Source organism: Pseudomonas sp. NPDC087639 (assembly GCF_044743385.1).
GTDB lineage: Bacteria > Pseudomonadota > Gammaproteobacteria > Pseudomonadales > Pseudomonadaceae > Aquipseudomonas.
Window position 1 is genome coordinate 30,642 of sequence record NZ_JBIUWI010000012.1, and the last position, 17,688, is coordinate 48,329.

Sequence of the window (17,688 nt, forward strand, 5' to 3'; positions counted from 1 at the left end):
ATCCCCTCACCACAATAGTCCCCAGTCACAGTTGGTTTGTACAAAGCAGGGGATATCATTCCTCTTCTTCAGAACCCTCGGCGCGCCAGTAGCCGACGGCTTTGACGAGCTTCTCATCGAGTCCATGCTCATCCAGCAACACCCGGCGGATCTGCCGCGAAATCTTGGTCTCTGTCGCCACCCACGCATACAGATTGCCTTTGGGCACCTGCAACTGTTTGACGGTGGTCAGCAGGTTGTCCTTGCCGCCCTCACGCAGCACCCAGATCACATTGACCTGCGCCGCGCTCTCCAGTGCTTGCTGCTCGGCGCCGTTTTCCACTTCGATCACCACCAGCGCCTTGCGATTGGCCGCCAGGCCTTCGAGGCGGCGGGCGATGGCGGGCAGGGCGGTTTCGTCACCGATCAGCAGGTAGCTGTCGAAGATGTCCGGCACGATCATCGAGCCGCGTGGGCCGCCGATGTGCAGGAACTGCCCAGGTGCGGCCTGTTCCGCCCAGGTCGAGGCAGGGCCATCGCCGTGCAGGACGAAGTCGATGTCCAGCTCAAGTTTGTCGAGGTCATAGCGGCGCGGGGTGTAGTCGCGCATCTCGGGTGTCGGGCCATCGTTCTTTCTGCCGAGCACCATGGTTTCCAGCGCGGCCGTTTGTTCGGCGTTCTGCGGGAACAGCAATTTGACGTGATCGTCGGTGCCGAGGCTGATGAACCCGGCCAGCTCCGGCCCGCCGAGGGTGATGCGGCGCATGCGCGGGGTGATATCGACCACGCGTAACACTTCGAGGCGACGGCGTTTGATTTCGTGTGTCACGCGGTGAATGGTTTGAGTATCGACTGCAGTCATTCGGCTTTCTCCGGGGCAGGTTGAACGGCTGGGCCGTCGACGATGGCTTTGGCGGTGTCGTTGAGCAGGTCACGCACGCGCTGGATTTCTTCCGGGCTCCAGCGCCCGTGGTGCAGTTGCAGGGCGTGGCGCAAGTTGTGCACCGCCTCGTGGATTTCCGGCGGCCGGTCATGGCCACGCAAAGAGCGTTTGCTGACGTCGATGCGCATGCGCACGCCGTCGAGGGCCACGGCTTGTTCGCTCAGGGACAGGCGCCCGGCGTCGGTCACGCTGTAGCGTTTTTTGCCGCCCTCGGCATCGCCTGTGATCAGTTCGCTTTCTTCCAGAAAGGTCAGGGTCGGGTAGATCACGCCGGGGCTCGGGCTGTAGGCGCCGTCGAACATGCCTTCGATCTGGCGGATCAGGTCATAGCCGTGGCAGGGCTGTTCGGCGACCAGCGCCAGCAGCAGCAACTTCAGGTCACCGGGGGCGAACACGCGTGGCCCACGGCCGCCGCGTTCGCGGCCGGGGCGCTTCTCAAAGCCGTCACGGCCGTCGCCATGTTCTCGGTGGGGGGAATGATGGTCTCTCATTTCTGTCTTCTCTCGTCACGTTTAGATAGAACTTAAGATATATCTTTATGCCGGCGCAAGACGTTTTTGCTCGGAGTACCGGCCAGCTGACGAGTGGGGTCTGTGCCGATGTTGCAATAGGCATTTTCGCGAGAGTCTTCAGCCATCGATAACTTGAAAGTTAAAGTTAACACTCTATTTGTCTTGAGTGATTATTCTAAAATCGCAACTAAGGCCCGCTGTATCGAGGCCGTATTGCTGTATGGTTTTTCAACTAAAACTGTATGTAGGGAATAACTTACAGTCATCGTTTTGATTATTGATTTTTTGTTCTTTTTTCTTGCGGGTCATGGGGTTGTTTAACTACGCGCTTATAGGAAGTTACTTGCTTACTTTCCAGAGGCAACAGCCGATGATGCTCCGGCATTGAAAGTTCAAGTTGATCTGGCTCAACTCCCCTGGCGTTTGACTTGGACTTTCAATCACTCCTTCTCTTAAAGAAAACAAGGTACTGAACGATGTTCAAGAAAATCGCTATCGCTGCTCCTCTGGCTCTTCTGGCACTGGGTTCCTCGGGCGCTTTCGCCGCTGGTGAAGCCGCTCACTCGATCAACATCGTCGCTCAGGTTCCGACCAACGGCTTCTACGTGGTGCCGACCAATCCTGATCTGGTCAATAAGGATCAGGACATGAGCTACAACCCAAGCACCGGCAAGATGGGCGAAGTCACCGGTTTCTTCGACGTGCGCAACAACAACGGTTCGGTTCACGCCAGCCTCGACAGCGCACCGAAACTGATCGCGGGCAGCAGCAACATCGACTTGAAAGTCGAACTCAACAACAAGACCCTCACCCTGACTCCGCAAGAAGTAGTGGGTGAGGCCGAGTCGGACGTTAACTACCGTATGCCGGTGAAAATCAGCGCCATTGGCACTAACTTCGCCCCGGGTGATTACACCGGTGTTGTGGCAATGACCTTCGACGCCGTTCCTCCGGCCGTTACGCCTTGATCGAACGATCCGGCACCCAGCGCTGACCGCAGGTCAGCGTTCACCGACGGGGCAGGCAATCCTTCTGCTCCGTCGGACTTCCACTATTCGTAATCAGAGTAAGAGTTCATGTTCCCGATGACACCCATCGCGGCTGCGCTTGCGCTGCTGTTTTGTGCCAGCGCAGCCGTGGCTTCCAACTCCGCCGGCACCACGCCGCGAAGCCTGTTGGCTCAGGCCAAAGGTTTGCCGGCGGATTTCGAGGAGCACTTCTTTGACGTACCTTTGGCGGTTCGGGTCGAACTCGATCATCAGCCATTGGGCGAGGCCATGGTGGTGTTGTCCCGCGACGATCGCATCACCCTGCTGGAATTCACCGACACCAGCGAAAACCGTTTCGGCCCCGCCGAACGGGAGAAATGGGCTGCTTTTCTCAAGCCCGGCGTGCCACTGGGCAATTGCACCGGTTCCTGTCCCGATCAGGTGCTGGCAGTGCATTACAACCTGGAAAACTCGCTGGTTTCGATTCTCACTGAAAACGCCGAGCGCGACGTCGAGGCCAAGCGTTATTACGAACAGCCCGATGGCGGCAGCAGCGGTTTGATGGTGCGCAATCAGCTCAACCTCAATGGCGGCCAGGAGCAGGATCTGGGCGGACGTTTCGGCCTTGAGGCCAGTGGCAGTCTGGGTAACTGGAGCCAGACGCTGAACCTGCAATTGGCCCGTCTCGGCGGCCCCGATGACAAGCTTTATCACGCAGTACACGAGCTTCACACCCAGCGCGAACTGCAAGGCAGTTTTTTCCGCCTGGGCTATTTCACCCCCAATTCCGAAGGGCTGACTCGCCAACCGCGCACGTTCGGCACCAGTCCCGATACAGCAGTCGGTGTCATGTACGGCAGCTCCGACAGTCTGGCCATCAACAGCCCGATGCCCAGCGTCTATCCGATTTATGTCACCGCCAACCGTCAGGGTTCTGTGGAAATCTGGCGCGATGGCCTGTTGATCAATACACAATCGGTACCGGCCGGTTTGCAGACCCTCGACACCCGGCCCTTGCCCGGTGGCATTTATGAAGTGGAAGTCCGCCTGATCGAAGACGGCCAGATCACCTCCACCACCCAGGAGTTGGTGTACAAGCCCAACAACTGGCGCAACCTCGACGACCGCTGGCGCTACAACGTGTTTGCCGGTGAGGAAAGCAAACTGCTGAGCAACTGGGACACTCAGGCCAGCGGCAGCCCCACCGCCGGTGCGGCGCTCAATTACCTGCTGCATCCACGGGTGATTCTTGGCGTGTCGGCGCGGCAGATTCGCGAAAAGTTGCAATACGGCACGTCCATCGACTGGACGCTGGCCAACCACATCAGCCTGTATGCCAACGTCTACAAGACCGAGGATTACGGCACCGGTCTGGATCTGCAAAGCCTCTATAACTATGGTTCCGGCAGCGTGGTCGTCAGCCACAACCGCAGCTGGCTCGACACCACCAACACCTACGACACCCTGCCGGACGGCACCCGGATTCGTCCGCGCAATGTGTTTATCGGCCAGACCAGCAATTCGTCGCTGGCGCTCAACCATCGCGTCAGCAGCAAGAGTTCGATCAACGCGCGGGTGTCGCACAGCGAGGGCAACGTCGAAGGCGTCGGCATGGATCTGGGCTGGACCCAACGCACCGAACTGTTTGGCAGCGACGCCAGTTGGCGCTTGTCGCTGTTCGATCGGCCGGGCAGTTACAGCAGTGGCGATGCGCGCAATCGCGGCGTCGATTTGAGCGTCAACATGGCACTCGGCGCCCCCGGTCAGCAGATCACCGGCAGCATCGGCTCGCGCACGGCCCGTGATGGCAGCCGCGACAACAATGGCTCGATCGGCTGGCGCAAGGACTTCAAGGATCATGTACTGCAAAACGTATCGGTCACCGCGCTGACCGACACCTATGGCGTCGGGATGTCCAGTCTGACGAACTGGCGCACGGATGCGGTCAATGGCGACGCCTTCATTCAGCGTTCGTCCTACAACGGCAATTTCACTGGTGGCCTCAACGTCGACAGCACGTTGGTGGTCGGCGGCGAGAAAATGCTCATGACCAGTCAGTACGAGATGCGCGGTGCGGGGATGATCGTCGATGTGGAATCGGACATCGATGACATCGCTCTGCGCGCCGACGATTACAGCGGCGGCAGTGCGGCGTTGAAGCCGGGGCGCAACTTCATTCCGATCACCGCGTACCGCAACAGCTCGGTGAGTTTCGACTTCGAAGGCAACCACGTGCCGGCGGCCACCATTGAACCGGCGCGTACCCGCTATCACCTGAACAAGGGCGGCGTGGAGTACCGCAAGATCCGCGTGATGAAGACCCTGACCGTGCTCGGTCGTCTGGTCGACGGGCAAGGGCAACCGCTCAAGGGCCACCACGTGATCAACCACGCCAGCCGTGGGGTGACGGAAGTCGACGGGTTCTTCTCGATGGAGATGAACGCCGGCTCACCGACCCTGGAAGTGCGTCAGGGCAGCCAGTTGCTGTGCCAGTTCCGCCTCGATGCGAACCAGCACCGCAGTGAAAACAATGTGCTGATGATCGGCGATCTGCGCTGCACGCCGGACACGCTGGCCGACGTGACCTCCACCGATCAGAAGGCGGGTTGAGCCATGCACAAGTCCCTGTGTGGCTTGCTACTGGCGTTGGCTTTGCCATCGGCAGAAGGCGCGAGCCAGGAAATCCGGGCGTTGTTTCAGCCTGATCCGTCGCAACCGAGCAAAAACGTGTTTATCAACAAGACACCGGTCAGTGGTTACTGCGCAAGTCATGTAAGCGAGTGCGCCGACAACAACATGTTCAGTCTGCAACTGCCGATTCGTTTTAACGCGCAGCGTCCACTGGTGCCGGCGGACTATATCCAGATCAGGGTGCCTGCCAGTTGGCGACAACTCACCGTCAAGAACAGTGAAACCGGGGAAACGGAAACCGTCGAAGTGCGTATTACCGGGATTGGTTCCAATTATGTCCTGAGTGATGCTGCCACCGCGATCACCGGCGAAGTGGATAACATCGATGCGCATCGCAAGCTCTGGGTGGAAAGCAGCTGGGTCAATGCGCCGCCTCCCTGTCAGTACAGCGGTATGGGCTACCTCACACCCAAGACTTACCAGTTTTTCTGGAAAACACCTCAGGAAGGGGCGTGCACCAAAACCGCCGCTTACGCCATCCCGCACATGTCTATGGAGTACCTCGACTTTGCCTATGAGCTGCGCACACCCAATCCCTTGAACATGTCGTCGGGTCTGTACAGCGGCTCGATGGTCTACAGCATCGGTCCGGCCGGCGATTTCGATCTGGGGTCTTTGATCCAGCCGGACGACAACGTTCTCAATCTGGATTTCGTCCTCGACGTGCAGCACACCCTGAAGGTCGATCTGCCACCGGGCGGCAACAAAGTCATGCTCGAACCCGAGGGCGGCTGGATGCGCTGGATCGACAGTGGCCGCAAGCCGACAAGCATCTACCGCGACCAGCTGTTCTACATCTCCGCCTCGTCGCGCTTCAAAGTCATGATGCTGTGCAATTCAACCGGCGGCACACGCTGCAAGTTGGGCAGTCCGCAAGGCAACGTCACCGAAGTGGAAACCTTCCTGACATTGCCCGCCGGAATCGGTGGGCCGAGTGGCGGTGAGGTGAAGTTGCTCAAGCTGCTTTACAACACTTGGGTCGGGCCTTTCCAGCCCACTGTCTATCTCGACCGCAAGGCCGGCTCACTGCGTTTTGAAATGCCCAGGGACGCTATCGATTTTCTTTTCAGGCCCGGCCTGAGCGACACGCTCAGCGGCAACATCACCATTATCTGGGACTCGGAAGTGTGAGCACTCCGGTCAGGCCATTTTGTTTTTCATGGAGTTGAAACCGATGAAACGTGTTTTTTTGCTGGGTGTGCTCAGCGTGTTTTACCTGACGGCACAAGCCGGTCCGCAGATCAACGTCGGCACGGTATACGACTATCTGGATGCCGATAAAAGTACCTACCTGAAACGGATCTTCAACAGCGGCGACGCGACAGCGTTCGTCAAGGTCAACGTGCTGGAGATTGTCTACGGTGCTGATGGCACACCGCAGGAGATCCCGGTTCAGAACGCCGCTGACGGCGCCTCGCGCAACGGGTTGATGGCCAGCCCCGCGCGGCTGATCGTGCCGGCCCAGGGCATGCAGGGCACGCGTTTGCTGTACATGGGCGAGCGTGATCGCGAGCGCTACTTCCGCGTACGTTTCGTGCCGGTGGTGCCGGAAAAGGAAGATGAGTTCGCCGTCACCGGTGAAGAACGCGAAGACTACAAAAAGTCGCTGAAAGCCGGGGTCAACGTGATGACCGGGTTCGGCATTGTGTTTTTCGTGCGGCCCAAGGATGCGCGTTTTGCCACCGCAATTACCGAGACCGACAGCCGTTATGAGCTGCGCAACGATGGCAACACGGTGGTGATTGTCGACGAGTTCAAAAGCTGCGCGGTGAACAAGGAAACCGACTGCGGCGCGACCACCAAGCACCACTTGCTGGCGGGCAAGACCTTCGCTTTCGACAAGGAGAAGGGGCGCGAGTACCGCTTTTTCCTGATCGAGGGTGGCGATAAGAAAGTCCTCAAGGTCGCAGGCGGCAAGGCCTGATTTCCAATGACGCAACGGGTAACCGACATGATCAAGCAATGCACCGTTGTCGCGCTGATGGTCACGGCGGCTCTGACAGCCAACGTGGCGTGGGCGGCCCGGGAAGAACACACCTTTGAAGTGTCCCTGACCATCCCCAGCCGACCGTTCTACATCATCCCCTCCGAGCCGGACTGGATTCACCGGCCCCAGCGGCTCGACTGGAATCACTCGACATCGAGTCTGAGCAGTGTGCGCAAGAACTTTGATGTGCGGCACGACACCAGCGCGATTGAAGCGCGCCTGGAGGCCGAGCCGTACCTGTCCAACGGTCGTGCCGGTGAGGAAATTTATTTGCAGGTGAGCTTCAACGGGGTGCAGTTGAGCGCCGAGACGACACCGCGCCAAGTGGTGTCGCAGGAAGAAGCCGCTACGGGCAAACGGGTTCTGTTGCAGATCGATCCGATCAAGCCGGACGGTGGTTACCGACCCGGGGACTACAGCGGCAACGTGCTGCTGCTGTTCAACGCCAGGGCGCCGGGCGAGTGAGTCGGACCGTGAAATTCCCTTGGCTTTATCGACACTGTTTTGGAGAACGCCCGTGAGCTTTTCAATCGCCCCGGCCTGCCGGTCATGGATCGGTTTGCTGCTGACACTGGTTGCCAGTGCGGCATCGGCAGAAGTGCATAACATCGACGCGACCTTCGAGCCGGACTTTGCCAACCCGCAGAGAAATCAGTTCAAGAACCAGACGCCGTCCGAGGGTTTTTGTCGCCAGGTGCCTGCAACTTGCGAGTCCCTGGGTCTGTTTAGCCTGATTGCGCGCATACCGTTCGAGGCCAAGGCGCCGATTCAGGCCAACCACGCTGATCCGCGTCAGGGGGGGATGGCCAAGGTGCCTTCGGACTGGCGCACGGTCACCGTCACCCATGCTTCGGGTGATACGCACGTTGTCGAGCTAAGGATTGCCGGTATTGGTCATGAAACCGGATTCCCGATATCCGTCGGTGAAATAACCGGAGGCGGTTGGTGGGATGATTTATGGGAAGGAGGGGCCTGGAGCTACGCTCCGGCACCGTGCCTGGGGGTTGGTATAGCTACGGCGGGCCACCATGGCTACAACAGTTTCTGGAGAGTGCCGGAAGGCGCGGGTGTCTGCTCGAAAAAGGCCTTGTTCGATATTCCGATTGGCATGCATTACCAGTATTTCGTTTACGCCTACGAACTGCGCACACCTGATCCACTGAAGATGGAGTCGGGCGATTACACCGGCTCCATCACCTACACCGTCGGCCCGAATATGGATTTCGATATGGGCGATGTGTTGACCCCGGACGACTCGATTTTGACCCTCAACTTCAATCTGAAGGTCACCCACACCATGAAGGTCGACATTCCTCCCAGCGGCAATCGCGTGGTGCTGGAGCCGGTGGGGGGCTGGCAGTCCTGGCTGGATCAGGGGCGCAAGCCGACACGGCTGTTGCGCGACCAGACCTTCAATATCTCGGCGTCGAGCCGCTTCAAAATGAACATGGAATGCCAGTACGTCATGGGCAACAACTGTGCGTTATGGGAGTCGACCGCCGGCCACGCCGTGCCGCTGGAAGTCAGCGTCAGCCTGCCCAACGGCCTGACGGATGGCGCAGGGCAGCCAGTGAATCGCCGGCGACTGCTGCGCGATGGCAGTGGCACCGAGTTGTTCCAGCCGGGTTTCTATCTGGATCGCAAGGTCGGCACGCTGCATTTCGAGGTGGCCCGTGAAGCGGTGGATGAAATGCTCAACGAAGGTGTGGCTCGTAACTATTCGGGCAATGTCACGGTGATCTGGGATTCGGAGTTGGGTTGAGTCTGGCGGCGTCAGCCAGCCTGTAACGGGGCTGGCTGACGGCACCGATCAAAGTCCGGCGCGGGCCAACGCTTGATGGGTCAATGTTCTGCTCAACTGGTTGCGCGCATAACCGATGTCCTTCATCCAGCGGTCATAGCGGGCATCGCTCATGGGGTCGCCGCTGAAGACCTCCCGGTGGGGAATGTTCAGTTGATTGGCCAGGCCTTCCATTTTTCGTTGAAGCCGGTTCATTTGCGTTTGCGGGGTCGGGTTCGCCCATTCTGCCTGAGCCTTGCGCAACTCATCGAGCAGCCCCGGTTTTTCCTCGAACAGACGATCATTGATTTCGTATTGCGTCGGATGGGTTCGACGTAGATGACGTTCCCAGAACGGATCGGAATACGAGTCGATCATCCCGTCCACCAGCCCGTCTCCTTGCTCGCGGGCAATGATTGAATCGTAGGCCGCGTCGATCTTGACTTGCGTCACGCCTGAGCGCGGCTGATAGAGCATGCCCTCGGACTGCCACGGTAACTCCAGGCGCTTGCCAAGCCCCGTCTCGTAGGCCATGTGCACTTCGATCTCATCGGGCGCGGCATTTCGCCCAGGGTTGATCAGGTGCTGTTGCTCTTGGCGTTTGACCTCTTCCACGGCCACATCCGCTATCCGGTCCAGACGCGCGGCATTGCGTGCGAGCCGCGTAAGGTCGATGTCCAGCACCTTGGCGGATGTCGGCTGCGCATAGGCTTTCGATACCAATACCTTCATGCCCATGTAGTTGAACAGCTGCGCCCCGCCTTCTCGGCAGTTGTCCGGCTCCCGGGCGTGCTTGAACAGTTCTTCGCGCAGTTCGCTGTCCAGCGCAGCGGCATCGATCATTTCCCAGACTCGCTGCGTCAACTGTCTACGCGACTTGTCGGACTGGTAGTCCCGGGCGTCTCTCTGCTTGCGTATGACCTTGAACAAACCTTCGGAGCCGGGCTCTGCCAGCACATCCTGCCAGGACTCCTCGCGGTACTTTGTGAAAGACGTCGAAGGACTGAACGTTCCTTGCTCCTGGGGTAGCAATCGCCAGTGATTTATCTCGTCCGCAACGGCCGGGGAGTAGACTTGCTGGCGGCTGAAACCTACCGACTGGCGATAGTCGCCGTAACGTATCCGGTCGCCGTTGGACAGTCGGGCCGTGTCGAAACGCGCGCGACTGAGAATGAAGGCCTGATCGGATCCCGGCGTGACCTCGGGCAGGCTGCTGATCGGGCATTGGCGCATGTCCAGGGCGAATCCCCGTGAGCGATGTCTGTCTGCATTACCCACCTTGAACAGGCCCTCCGGCCAAGTCTCGATTGTGCTGTTGGCCAGGTCCAGCCGGTTCAGTCGGTACAGACGCCCGACGGCGGGCGGGCGACGCAGTGGGTTGCCGCTCAGGATCAGGGTTTGCAGGCGGGAGAGTCGACTCAATTGCTTGTTGCTGTTGGCCATGACGGTGATGTTGTTGTCTGCCAGATCCAGCGTTTCGAGCTGACGCATGCGACCCAGCGCCGGAGATATCTCGGTCAAATCGCATTGACGGGCGCTCAGTTGGCGCAAATGGGCGAAGTCATCCAGCAGACCTTTGTCTGCGACAGAAAAGTGTGTGTTGTCGAGTTTCAGCGCGGTGATCTGGTTCAGGTATTTTGTCATCCCGGGTTGCTGGCGCAGATCGTTCCACCAACGATCAAGATCGGGTTGTGAAAGGTCGGTGGACAAGTCCAGCGTATAGCCTTGTTCCGGGTGGTTGCTGCGCTCACCGAAGATGTCGCTTTTGCGTTCGAAACATTCAAGCAGTTGCTCTTCGATGTGTCTCCCGCCGTTTTGCAGGAAATCCCTCGATACTCCCGGGATCCGGTCGCCAAAGTCGTCCAGTTCGCCCGAATAACTTTCTCGCCAACTGCTCAGGGTTTGGCGCAAGGCAATGCGTTCGTTCTCCAGTTGCTCGATAGCAGGGGCAATGTCCCCCTTGTTCTGGAGCGCCTGGATGAACGTTGTCACCTCTCGGTCGTTCATTTTTGGATACAGCTGTTTGATCCTTTTCTCCGGTGTTTTTTCGCCAAAGAACCACGGCCAGCCTCGCACCAGTGTCTCGGTTTCAATCGTGGGCACGGTGCGAATGGGTGGCTCGGCCAGCAAGGTTCTGCGTTCGCCGGGGGCGGCAGTGGCTTCCATGATCCACGCCTTGAGTCGGCGACCATCGGTGCCTTTGCTACCCAGTTCCACGCGTTTGCCGTCGGGCAGGGCATTAAGCATCGCCTGGTAAAAATCGCTGGCGTCATGCAAGGGTCGGTTGTTGCCGTCCACTACCTCGTACTGGCCGTGTTCATTGCGAATCAGCCGCCGCACCTGCGTGGCGTCATCCGCCCCGGCGCTGCAACGCAAGGGGCCGTCATGGACGCCATCGAGGACTTCAATGCGCAGATCGGCAAAGGTATCGGTGTGAATCTTGAGGGTGTTCAGCGCCAGTCGTTCGGTGTCTGGCAGGACGCTCTCGTCGCGATAGAAACCCTCATAGGCACGTGCGGCAGAGGCTTCGAAATTCAACTCACGGGCTTGCGCCTTGATCCGCAAAGGCAGGCGGTTTTCATCGACGATACGCTGCATTTCGGCGGGTTTGGCCCCGGTCAGGAGTTTTTCTGCCAGTGTCAGTGGCATTTCAGGAAATGTCTGTTGCACCACGCGGATATCGGCCTTGTTTGATCGTTCACCCGCCTGGTACAGACGCTTGGCCACTTCTCCCTGACGGGCCTGCACTGCATCGGCCAAACGCTCACGCAGTGCCTGAGGACGTTCTGCTGGCGCGACGTCACGACCGAGCAGGGCCTTGCACTCGGCGTCATCGAGAAAACCGGCGAGGCGTTCGGGTAACTTGCCGTAGATAAGGTCTGTGTGACTGATGTTCAGGGTGTTGGCATCTGTGGCGCCGGGGTTGCCGTACTTGCGCGAATAGCCACTCAAGTCGGCCTGTTCGTACACCCTCAACGCCCGTTCACGGGGCCATCCCGGCAAGCCGGTGGTGATCGGTTCAAACCAGACGGCGTCCGAGGCGAGCGGCTGGCCGTCGCGAATAAGGGTGGCTGATCGCTGAACATCGTCATAGGCGGTGAAACGTTTGATGGTGTCGGCCAGCAGCGGTGGCGGTGGGCTGTTGTCATCATGCATCTGTCGTAATTCGTCGGTGTCGGTGCCGCTGCTGATGCGGATCTGTTCAAGCTCGGCGGGCGAGAAACGTTCGACGTCGTGTCCCAAACGCTGCATCAGGGTCTGATCCGACCAGTCCTGCGGGCTTTCGGCTTCATGCCGCCAGGCACCATGGTCGTTGTGCTCGATCTTCGGCCGGTAGGCGTTGGGGCGCGAAGGGTGTTTGATCCGGTGAGTTCTGGAGGTGGGTTGTGTCGAGGCTTTTTCGACGCTGTAGAGTTTGCCTTGCAGTGGCAGAATGTTCGCGCTGCCCACTTGATGCAGGCCTTGTCTGTCGGGTTTCGAGGCGGCCGGCAGGGTGAGTTTTTTCTGTTCGTAAGGGGCAATATCCGGGAACCACAGCGCCGGTTTGCCATCAGGCAGTTTCACCGGCTTCATGCCCTCGATCAGCTTCGACAGTTTGAGCTTGAACGTGTCGCCGATTTTGCTTCCGATGCCAAATGCCGCCAGTTGGATCAGGCTCGACACCACACTGGTCACGTGTTCGCCCACTTCTTGCCAGAGCCCTTCGGCGAGATCGACCAGGCCTTCGACAACGTCAGTGGTGATCTGATAAGCCGTGTAAACCAGCATCACCTGGCCCAGCCCCGGCACAAATGGCGTGGCGACAAACAGCGCGGCATTGAAAATGTCCGACACGATCTTCTTGAAGTTGTCCCACCAGGCCCAGCGCGCATTGCTGTCGGCGTCGGCAGTGGACACGGCGATTTCGCGAGCATCATTGAGGGTCTTGTTGAGTTTCTGCTGGTAGGCATGCGTCCAGTAATCCGGCGCCAACGGCAGGTGTTCCAGGCGCAGGCGCGGGTCGGGTACGGGGTCCTTGCGCCACGCTGGACGTTGATCGGTAGCGTCGGTCGGCTTGTGGTATCGGGTGATGAACAAGCGTTGCTCAAGGTCGGCGAAAAAGTGCCCGCGCTGCTGATGATCGATAAACTGGCTGAAGAACTGTCGGTAGCTCTGTTTCGTCGAAACGCTGACGTTGTCTTCGCGCAACTGACGCGCCAGTTCAGCACTGAACGCCTGGGGCGAGGGGTATTCCTTCAGCGGATGGTCGGGATCATGCGGGATGTAGACAATCAGCCGGTTGATCCCACGGTTGTCGCGTACCGCCGCCATCAGCAACAGAACGCCGGTCAACCGCGTACCCAGCATCGACAGGTCGCAACATTGCATCCTTCTGCCATTGAGCATCAGCCGGGTCTGGTTGCCCGCCATATCGAGCAGCATCTTGTAGGCGTCGTACTCGATGTCATTTTTGATCAATGCCAGATGAGCCGCGACGGCCAGTGCGTCTTTCTGGCTGTCGATGACTTTGTGTTTCAACACCGATTCGGCAAGAGGCTCACCGGGCAGCAAATAGCTTTCGAGATGTTTTTTGTATTGCGCGCCGAGGTTCAGCTCCCGGCACAGGGCCTGGAACTGGTTGACGCTCATTGTGTGTTTGATCGGCTGGATATCGAAGTTGCCGAGCTGATCGGGTTTGCTGATGAAGTCCGAGCCGGCGGCGACCCTTTCGCCGCTGGCGAAGTTGTGCAGCGCGGCATCCAGCAGGGACACATCACGGGCCTTGGCGCCTTCGGAGATATTCAGCGCATACCAAGGTGTGCTTTTGGGCATGTACAGGCGTAGCCAAGTGTTTTTGACGTCGACGTCGATGCCATGGCGTTCCTTGATCTTTGTCTGCAGCAGGGGAATGGCGAAGGCTTGCAGATCGATTTTTTCCAGCAGATGGTCGACCTGATTCTGCGAGACCCAGGCTTTGATATTGGCGACTTTGAGCTTTTCCAGATACGCCGCTGGCGCAGTGGTGTACCAAGGCTCGACGCTCAGTGGCGTCGCTGCCAGTGCCAGACCTCGACTGATCGTGGCGGTCTTGAAAGCGTCATCGACTGCGCTGGAAATGAGTTCGTAGTGCCGCCCTTTGTCCGGTTTATCGACAGGCACGGGTGAGTCAGACATGGCCAATCATCCTTGATTGTTGGAGGAGTGATCAGCCTACCTGCGAGGGGGTAAAACAAAAGTTCAAAGATCAGCGAGCAAAGGGCGCTACGGGTGGCTAACCCGACGAAAATTCGAATTTGAAAAATACATAAGTACCACCCGCCAACGAGAAAAATCCTCACCCTGTATCAGAAATGCCTGACACGAATTGTTACTTCGCTCAAGGCTCTATTATGCCGGCCACTGCCACGCCGGGTGTCTGCATCGGATGACATTGTGAGTCGCTGCCCGGTTGCAAATACGGCGTGAGAATCGGCGCCATGCCCTTGAGCACCTGCACGGGCAGGGCCGAGGTGAATTTGAAGTTCTCCGCCGAGCGCCCAGGAACGAACGCGGTGAGGGTGCCGAAATGGTGGTCGCCGATGAAGAACACGAAGGTCGCCGTGCGGTTGATCGACTTCGAACTGAGGATGCGTCCTCCCGAGCCGATGGCCTCGATCCGGTTGTCGCCGGTACCCGTTTTGCCACCCATGGCCAGCGGGCTGCCATCAGCCAGTTTGAAACTGCCGGAAACACGTTTTGCAGTACCGGCGTCCACCACCTGCGAAAGGGCTTCGCGCATGGCGTTGGCGACTTCGGACGGCATCACTCGTTTGCCGACGTTGGGGTCATTGACCAGCCGGGTTTCATACGGTGTGTCGGCGGCAAAATGCAGGCTGTCGATACGCAGCGTCGGCATCCGCACGCCATCGTTGAGGATGGTGCCGATCAACTCGGCCAGTGCGGCGGGACGGTCGCCGGAGCTGCCGATGGCGGTGGCCAGCGATGGCACCAGGTGATCAAACGGGTAACCGACTTTTTGCCAGCGCTGGTGAATCTCAAGAAACGCTTCGATCTCGAGCATGGTGCGGATGCGACTGTCACGGGCGCCCTTGTGTTTGCTCTTGAACAGCCAGCTGTAGACTTCCTGGCGTTCGAAATGGCTCGCTTTGACGATCTGGGTGAACGTTGCGTCCGGGTTGTTCAGCAGATAACCCATCAGCCACAGATCGAGCGGATGCACCTTGGCGATGAAGCCTTGATCCGGCAGATCGTAGCTGCCCGGGCCGTAGGAATCGTAGAGCCTGATCAGGCGATCATCGGTGAGCTTCTCGGTGACCTTGGCGCCTTTGAGGTGCGAGCGCACGAAGCTGTTGAAGTCTTCCTGGCTGGCGTTCGGCAACAGATAACGGTGCACGGCAGCCATGCGGATCGGTGTCGGACGCATGCTGTCGAGGAACGTGTCGAGGCGCGCCTGGGTGTTCTTGTTTTTGTATTTTTTCCAGAACTTGAGCAGGAACGAGGTGCCTTCGCGGTCGGCAAAACTGGCCAGGTATTCCTGGCGTCGCGGGTCGCGATCGTCCTTGAGCAACTCGGCACTGCTGTTGGGGCCGGAGTAGGTGACGTAGCGCACCACGTCGCGCATCAGGCGAATGAACGGCAGGTTGATCGATTCACGCAGGGCATCACGCAGGGTCGGTATGCGGCCGTTGTCTTCCTTGCGAAAGTTGTTGAAGGTGTGCAACCCGCCACCGGTGAAAAACGCCTCGCCGGGGCTGGCCGAGTATTTGCGATCGAGTGCGGCGCCGAGCATCTTCGACAGGTCGTGATCCTTGTTCTGAATCAGATAGTCGATGACCCATTGGCTGAGGCGATCCTGATCGGGCACCTCGATTTTTTTCAGTTCCGGCACGCTCATCGCGCCGTACTTGTCGTGCAATTCGGCGATGATTTGCAGGTACGTGGTGAGCACGCGCATTTTCGCCGTTGAGCCCAGTTCGAGTTTGCTGCCTTCGTTGATGTCGAACGGCTGGTCAGTGCTGTCGGTTTGTACCCGCACACGCGAGCCGTCCGGGGTGAGTTCGAACAGGGTGAAGCTGTAGCGCACCTGCGTGGTGCTGGTCGGCGTCAACAGACGTTCACCGAGCAAACCGATTTCGCCGGCATAAGCCGGATCGGCGAGTTTCTTCAGGTAGGCGGTGGCCTGAGTTTGCAGGTCGCCCTGCAGGGTACTGGTGGCCGAAAGGTCGAGGCGGTCGAGATCGTACAACGGGCGATTGAGCATGCTCGCCAGACGACTGCGGGCAGCGCTGATGCCTTTGTTGGTTTCAATCGGCTGCAGGGTCGGCTGAGTCTGCCAGTCGCGGTAGCTGACCTTGCTGGCGAGCGCAGCATCGGCGAGGGCGCTGTCGATCACGCCGCTTTGCTTGAGCAGGCGCAGGTGGCTGTCGGTGAGGTCGGAGAGTTCTTCACGGCCCTTGGTCAGGTAATGCGACGGGCGCCGCTGGGCAATCATCAGCGAGAGCATTTCGCGCAGGGCCAGGCCTTTGTCGGCCATGGTTTTCGCATCTGTTGCCGGGCTGTTCAACTGGGCGTTGGCCTTGTTGAAATCGCTGCCGTACCAGACCCGCAAGCCTTCGGCCATGCCATGCACTTCGCCATGCCCCGGCACTGCCGACAGCGGCACGCTGTTGAGGTAATCGCGCACGATGTTCTGCCGCGCTTCCAGGGTTTGCGGGCCGGGCTGATAGGCGCGCACGCTGGCGGACATCATCTGGCGGATTTTCTCGGCGCCGGAGACGGTCAGGCCGTCAGGCGAATGCCGGTACTTCTCCAATTGCGTGGCCAACGTACTGCCGCCGGCCGATTGCCCGGGCAGGTTCAGTAACTTGGCCACTTGCGACCACGCGGCCATGCCGAACCGTGGCCAGTCCACCGCCGGATTGGCGAGCGGTTGTTTGGGATCGAGCAGAAAGCGGTTTTCTATGAACAACAGGCTGCTGACCACTACCGGCGGAATCGTTGCGAAGCTCGCATACAGTTGCTGCGGATAGTTGTACTTGTACAGCGGCGCGGCCCGGCAATCGGTGATCGACAGCCCGGCCTGGATCTTCTCGGAATACGGTACGAACAGGCCTTTGTCGGTGTAGCTGAGCAGCGCGGGCGAAAAGCGTGTCTGCTCGGTGACAACATAATTGCGCTTGAGCAGGCGCGGCAGGAACTCATCGAGGGCGCTGTAACCCAGACGCAGATCGAACGGCCCGTTACCCGGATAGCGAATGGCTTCACTGGGCCCGGGCTCCAGTTTGTAGGTCAGCGAGGCGGCATATTGGCTGAGCTCACGGGATTGAAAGCGCGAGGTGCGCATCTCTTTGGACGCGGCAAGCCCCACCACCACCGCGATAATCAGCAGCAACAACCAGAAAGCCTTCCACCCGTGCCGGCGGCGGCGGGTTTTTTCAGGGACAGGCGCTTGATCATCCACACGTTCAGTCGGAACCACGGCTTTACTCGAATCGGTTTGCCACAAAGCGCCCATAGTCGATTGATCCATTCACGCAGATTGATCGGACTTGTCTGAAGCTTAGACGGTGGTTGGCGGTGGTGAAAAAATTGTCAACGGATGGGGAGGGGGGATTGCTGAACAAATCTGAAATGTTGGCATCCTGGGCTAAATGAGTCGGCAGCAACTCTGTGGTGAGGGAGCTGCTGTGCTGGATTTATCTGTGGTGATGGGATTTACCTGTGGCGAGGGTATTTATCCCCGATGGGCTGCGAAGCAGCCCCAAAACCTCATCCCCCAAATATTCAGGCACACCGCATTCTCTGGGTTTGGGCCTGCTGCGCAGGCC

Annotated in this window: 10 protein-coding genes; 6 read left to right on the top strand and 4 right to left on the bottom strand. The window is 59.0% G+C overall.

Annotated elements, in window-relative coordinates:
• Positions 1-55: 55 nt before the first annotated feature.
• Together ACIOVB_RS07765 and ACIOVB_RS07770 are read right to left on the bottom strand one after the other, a co-directional pair.
• Positions 56-841, bottom strand: coding sequence for a siderophore-interacting protein (locus ACIOVB_RS07765; protein ID WP_401266396.1), 786 nt, complete (start codon positions 839-841; stop codon positions 56-58).
• Positions 838-1,413: a PadR family transcriptional regulator gene (locus tag ACIOVB_RS07770; protein WP_187680222.1), complete on the bottom strand. Its 576-nt coding sequence runs from the start codon at positions 1,411-1,413 to the stop codon at positions 838-840. Before ACIOVB_RS07770 ends, ACIOVB_RS07765 begins: the two co-directional genes overlap by 4 nt.
• Before the next feature lie 497 nt (positions 1,414-1,910).
• On the opposite strand from ACIOVB_RS07770, the gene ACIOVB_RS07775 reads away from it, so the two are divergent.
• From ACIOVB_RS07775 to ACIOVB_RS07800, 6 genes are all read left to right on the top strand, one after another.
• Positions 1,911-2,402 (top strand): CS1 type fimbrial major subunit, encoded by a 492-nt coding sequence (locus ACIOVB_RS07775; protein WP_187680221.1) that lies wholly within the window; start codon positions 1,911-1,913, stop codon positions 2,400-2,402.
• Between the two features lie 108 nt (positions 2,403-2,510).
• Positions 2,511-5,033 (top strand): CS1-pili formation C-terminal domain-containing protein, encoded by a 2,523-nt coding sequence (locus ACIOVB_RS07780; RefSeq protein WP_401266399.1) that lies wholly within the window; start codon positions 2,511-2,513, stop codon positions 5,031-5,033.
• Between the two features lie 3 nt (positions 5,034-5,036).
• Complete coding sequence (locus tag ACIOVB_RS07785) at positions 5,037-6,245, top strand: hypothetical protein (protein WP_401266401.1); 1,209 nt, start codon at positions 5,037-5,039, stop codon at positions 6,243-6,245.
• Positions 6,246-6,288: 43 nt separating this feature from the next.
• A complete protein-coding gene (locus tag ACIOVB_RS07790) occupies positions 6,289-7,038 on the top strand; it encodes a molecular chaperone (protein WP_401266404.1) in 750 nt (249 codons plus the stop codon).
• A 27-nt stretch (positions 7,039-7,065) separates the two neighbouring features.
• Positions 7,066-7,566: a CS1 type fimbrial major subunit gene (locus ACIOVB_RS07795; RefSeq protein WP_401266407.1), complete on the top strand. Its 501-nt coding sequence runs from the start codon at positions 7,066-7,068 to the stop codon at positions 7,564-7,566.
• Positions 7,567-7,618: 52 nt separating this feature from the next.
• Positions 7,619-8,863: a hypothetical protein gene (locus ACIOVB_RS07800; RefSeq protein WP_401266410.1), complete on the top strand. Its 1,245-nt coding sequence runs from the start codon at positions 7,619-7,621 to the stop codon at positions 8,861-8,863.
• A gap of 48 nt (positions 8,864-8,911) precedes the next feature.
• Here the strand turns inward: ACIOVB_RS07800 and ACIOVB_RS07805 are convergent, their stop codons facing one another.
• The gene (locus ACIOVB_RS07805; protein ID WP_401266412.1) at positions 8,912-14,035 is read right to left on the bottom strand and encodes a dermonecrotic toxin domain-containing protein; all 5,124 of its coding nucleotides are present in this window, start codon (positions 14,033-14,035) and stop codon (positions 8,912-8,914) included.
• Positions 14,036-14,237: 202 nt separating this feature from the next.
• Positions 14,238-17,375, bottom strand: a complete 3,138-nt coding sequence (locus ACIOVB_RS07810) for a transglycosylase domain-containing protein (RefSeq protein ID WP_401266414.1) — start codon at positions 17,373-17,375, stop codon at positions 14,238-14,240.
• Positions 17,376-17,688: the final 313 nt, after the last annotated feature.